Origin of the sequence: Blastomonas sp., from assembly GCF_041747255.1 — a bacterium.
GTDB lineage: Bacteria > Pseudomonadota > Alphaproteobacteria > Sphingomonadales > Sphingomonadaceae > Blastomonas.
The window spans coordinates 1-4,381 of sequence record NZ_JBGTFM010000473.1; the positions used below are offsets into that span (position 1 = coordinate 1).

Annotated in this window: 4 protein-coding genes and 1 pseudogene; 1 reads left to right on the forward strand and 4 read right to left on the reverse strand. The window is 60.6% G+C overall.

The genetic code is table 11. The features are described 5' to 3' along the window. Positions 1–87 precede the first annotated feature (87 nt). Positions 88–921: a TadE/TadG family type IV pilus assembly protein gene (locus ACEW8G_RS15635; protein ID WP_373489322.1), complete on the forward strand. Its 834-nt coding sequence runs from the start codon at positions 88–90 to the stop codon at positions 919–921. A 24-nt stretch (positions 922–945) separates the two neighbouring features. Here ACEW8G_RS15635 and ACEW8G_RS15640 read toward each other — a convergent pair whose 3' ends face one another. From ACEW8G_RS15640 to eno, 4 genes and pseudogenes are all read right to left on the reverse strand, one after another. Next, positions 946–2,337 carry a pyruvate dehydrogenase complex E1 component subunit beta gene (locus tag ACEW8G_RS15640; protein WP_373489323.1) on the reverse strand — a complete coding sequence of 464 codons (1,392 nt, stop codon included), beginning with the start codon at positions 2,335–2,337 and terminating at the stop codon, positions 946–948. Continuing rightward, a complete protein-coding gene (gene pdhA / locus ACEW8G_RS15645) occupies positions 2,337–3,461 on the reverse strand; it encodes a pyruvate dehydrogenase (acetyl-transferring) E1 component subunit alpha (protein ID WP_373489324.1) in 1,125 nt (374 codons plus the stop codon). The genes ACEW8G_RS15640 and pdhA overlap by 1 nt, the downstream gene beginning before the upstream one ends. A 158-nt stretch (positions 3,462–3,619) precedes the next feature. Continuing rightward, positions 3,620–3,931, reverse strand: coding sequence for a septum formation initiator family protein (locus tag ACEW8G_RS15650; protein WP_373489325.1), 312 nt, complete (start codon positions 3,929–3,931; stop codon positions 3,620–3,622). A 66-nt stretch (positions 3,932–3,997) separates the two neighbouring features. Continuing rightward, positions 3,998–4,381: pseudogene (eno, locus tag ACEW8G_RS15655) on the reverse strand (phosphopyruvate hydratase); the annotation flags it as partial.

Genomic DNA, 4,381 nt, shown 5'->3' on the forward strand with positions numbered 1-4,381 from the left:
CGGACAGGCGACAATCGCTTCAGCAACCGTGCTGCGCAACCAGCCCTTCGGCGATCAGGCCTCAGCCACCACAGAGGTGATCTGCACATGAACAGCTTGCTTATCCATCATCCGCTCAGGGCACTCACCAACCGCTGCCGAACGCTTGCCGCGCGTCTGAAGCGCGACACCGCAGGCCTTGCACTGATTGAGTTCGCCTACACGCTGCCGATCTTCATGGGGCTCGGATTTTTCGGGGTCGAAGTCGCCAACCTGGCAATCACCCAGATGAAGATGAGCCAGGTGGCGCTGAACATGGCCGACAATGCCTCGCGCATTGGCACGTTGAATGCAACGCTCGGAACCAAGGTCATAGCCGAAGACCAGATCAACGATGTGTTCCAGGCTGCCGCGCTCCAGGCCGGCCAGGCGGGTCTGTACCGCGATGGCCGCACCATCCTGTCGAGCCTTGAGGTCAACGAACAAGGCGGCCAGACCATCATGTGGCAGCGCTGTAAAGGCATGAAGTTCGATGATTCTAACTATGGCGCGCAAGGCACCGGGGCAACCGGCACCGGCTTCCAGGGGATGGGGCCGTCAGGCGACACCATCAAGGCCAGCAATGGCACAGCGGTGATGTTTGTCGAATTGACCTATACCTACAAGCCACTGTTCGGCGAAATGTTTATCAATGAGCGTGAACTGCGCCAGGAAGCAGCCTATACGGTGCGCGACAACCGCGATATCGGCAAGCCGCCGGGCAACAATGTCGCAGCGTCGCGCCAATCAACCTGCGACAAATATGATGCAGTCCTGCCGCAGACGTCAGATGAGGACCTTGCCGCCGCTGGTGCAGCTGCGGCCGCTGCTGGGTCCGGCGGCGGCAGTGCACCCGGAGATAACGGGCTGTGCGTACTTGGACTGATATGCGTCAAGGTGTAACAGACGCCACCACTGCGCCTGACATCAGGTGCGGTAGGTGACTTTTTTCACCGCTGCAATCACCCGCGCACTGTCGATCAGCGCTGCCTTTTCGAGATTGGCGGCATAAGGCAGCGGCACATCCTCATTGGTGACGCGCAGCACCGGCGCATCGAGATCGTCAAAGCCTTGGTCCATCGCCACCGCGCAGATTTCACTGGCGATCGAGCAGACCGGCCAACCTTCCTCGACCACGACCATCCGGTTGGTTTTCTTGAGGCTTTCCAGCACCATTTCGGTATCGAGCGGGCGCAGAGTGCGCAGGTCAATCACCTCGGCATCAATACCTTCGCCCGCCAGCTTTTCGGCGGCATCAAGCGCGATGCCGACGCCGATCGAATAGGTGACCAGGGTGACATCGCTGCCGTCGCGCATCACCCGCGCCTTGCCGATGGGCAGCACGTGATCGTCCAGCGCGGGCACATCAAAGCTGCGGCCATAGACCAGTTCGTTCTCCAGAAAGACCACCGGGTCTTCGGTACGAATAGCGGCCTTTAACAGCCCCTTGGCATCCGCCGCGTCATACGGCGCGATGACGATCAGGCCGGGGACACTGGCATACCACGGTCCGAAATTCTGGCTGTGCTGCGCGCCGACCCGGCTCGCGGCGCCATTGGGGCCGCGAAACACCACCGGGCAACGCATCTGCCCGCCCGACATATAGTTGGTCTTGGCCGCCGAATTGATGACATGATCGATCGCCTGCATGGCAAAGTTAAAGGTCATGAATTCAATCACCGGGCGCAAACCGCCCATCGCCGCGCCTGCACCGATGCCGGCAAAGCCATATTCGGTGATCGGTGTATCGATCACACGGCGGGGACCGAATTCGTCGAGCAGTCCCTGCGTGACCTTATATGCCCCCTGATATTCGGCAACCTCTTCACCCATCACGAACACGCGGTCGTCGCGGCGCATTTCCTCGGCCATCGCATCGCGCAGGGCTTCGCGCACCGTGGTGGGCACCATCTTGGTGCCTTCCGGGATCGCAGGATCGCTGACCGTCGCGCGCTTGGCGGGCACAATTGCCTCAGCAGCGGCTTCCTTGGCGGATTGCGTCACTGGCGCAGATGTTTCGGTGGCGGGCACTTCCTTCTCGGCGACAGGTGCGGGTGCAGGTGCGGCGGCCTCTTCACCCTCGCCCTGAATCAGCGCGATGATCTCGCCCACCTTCACATTGTCCGTGCCCTCGGCGATGAGGATCTTGGCAATCGTCCCTTCATCAATGGCTTCAAATTCCATCGTCGCCTTGTCGGTCTCGATTTCCGCCAGAATATCACCGGACGAAACTGTGTCGCCTTCCTTCACCAGCCATTTGGCAAGCGTCCCTTCTTCCATCGTCGGCGACAGGGCGGGCATTTTGATTTCGATGGCCATCAATATTGCTCCACCAGAACATCGGTATACAGGTCGGCAAGCTCCGGCTCGGGCGAGGTTTCGGCAAAGTCTGCCGCCTCGCTGACAATGGCGCGGATCTCCTTGTCGATGGTCTTCAGCGCATCTTCGGCCACGCCCATTTCAACCAGCTGCGCCTTTGCGCCCTCAATCGGGTCGGATTTTTCGCGCACGTTCTGCACTTCCTCGCGGCTGCGGTATTTGGCCGGATCGGACATCGAATGGCCGCGATAGCGATAGGTTTTCAGCTCCATCAGCAACGGCCCGTTGCCGCCACGGACATATTCGACCGCTGCCTCGGCAGCCCCCCTCACCTCGAGAACGTCCATGCCGTTGACCTGCATGCCGGGGATGCGAAAGGAATCGCCGCGCCGGTAAAACTCGGTTTCTGCGCTGCCGCGCGAGACCTTGGTGCCCATCGCATAGCCGTTGTTTTCGATCACGAAGATGATCGGCAGTTTCCACAGAGCCGCCATGTTGAAGCTCTCGTAGACCTGTCCCTGGTTGGCCGCGCCATCGCCGAAATAGGCCATGCACACCCCGCCATCCTCGGTGTATTTGTGACTGAAGGCGAGGCCTGCACCCAGCGCGACCTGCGCGCCGACAATGCCATGCCCACCATAAAAGCGATGCTCGGTCGAAAACATGTGCATCGATCCGCCCTTGCCGCGCGAAATGCCCGCAGCCCGCCCGGTCAGCTCGGCCATGATCACCTTCGGATCGATCCCGTAAGCGAGCATATGGCCATGATCGCGATAGCCGGTGATGACGCTGTCCTTGCCCGGTTTGAGTGCCGACTGCAGCCCGACCGCCACCGCTTCCTGACCGATATACAGATGGCAGAAACCGCCGATTAGCCCCAGTCCGTAAAGCTGCCCGGCGCGTTCTTCAAACCGCCGGATCAGCAGCATTTCCTTGTAGAAATGCAGCAGCTCGTCAGCGGTCGCTTCGTAACGCACGGGGTCGCGCGGACGCGGATGGTTGCTCCCGGCCTCGGGCAGGACTGAACCGGCGCCCGCAGCCGCGTCTGAACCGCTCGCTTTGGCAGGTGCCTTGCGCGCAGGTTTTGCACTGTCGGCGGATTTCGGGGAGGGAGTCTTGGCCAAGACGGATGCCTTTCAGTGGAAGGATCGGTGCCGGACGGCGTCGGTGAGCTGTGTGCGCATGTATAGATGCAACCACGCGGATGACGCAACGGCTTAGGCGCTTTTCATCGTCGATAAATTGCCTCGAATGCCAAGGCCTGACCGCCACAAAAGGCGCATTATTTCAGCGGAACGATAATCTCGTCAGGATGCGCGACATTCAGCTCGCTGCGCATCAGTTCGCTCACCAGATCGGGATCGACCGCCTTTGGATCGAGAAGCCTCACCCGGTTCGCCAGCGCATCACGCTCTGCATTGAGTTCGCTCAGCTCGACCTTGCGCACATCAAGCTGCTGGCGATAGCTGCTCCATGCCAGCACCCCGGTTGGGCCGAGCAGCGCATAGGCACCGATCATCAGCAACGCGACCAGCGCACAGCCGGAAGCGATTGCTGCGCCAATCGATCTGGGTGCGGGTTTGCGTATCGGCATTAACCACTATGAATCACAGATTTACGGGGGTTACAAGCGCAATCCTGTGCGATGCGACGAAATGGGTTAACCGAAGATCGCAGCGCCAGCGTAATGGGCGCTTGCCCCAAGCTCCTCCTCGATACGGATGAGCTGATTGTATTTCGCCAACCGGTCGGATCGGGCGAGCGAGCCGGTCTTGATTTGACCGCAATTGGTCGCGACCGCAAGGTCGGCAATCGTCGCATCTTCGGTTTCACCCGAGCGGTGCGACATCACCGCCGTATAGCCCGCGCGGTGCGCCATATCGACCGCTTCCAGCGTCTCGGTGAGCGTGCCAATCTGGTTGACCTTGACCAGCAAGCTGTTGGCCAGACCCTTGTCGATGCCCATCGACAGCCGCGCCGGGTTGGTGACGAACAGGTCATCGCCAACCAACTGCACCTTGTCGCCCAGAAGATCGGTCACCGC

Bases quoted from the DNA above. Each gene is read 5' to 3' on its own strand.
- ACEW8G_RS15635 (WP_373489322.1), top strand. From the start codon at position 88: ATGAACAGCTTGCTTATCCATCATCCGCTCAGGGCACTCACCAACCGC.
- ACEW8G_RS15640 (WP_373489323.1), bottom strand. From the start codon at position 2,337: ATGGCCATCGAAATCAAAATGCCCGCCCTGTCGCCGACGATGGAAGAA.
- ACEW8G_RS15650 (WP_373489325.1), bottom strand. From the start codon at position 3,931: ATGCCGATACGCAAACCCGCACCCAGATCGATTGGCGCAGCAATCGCT.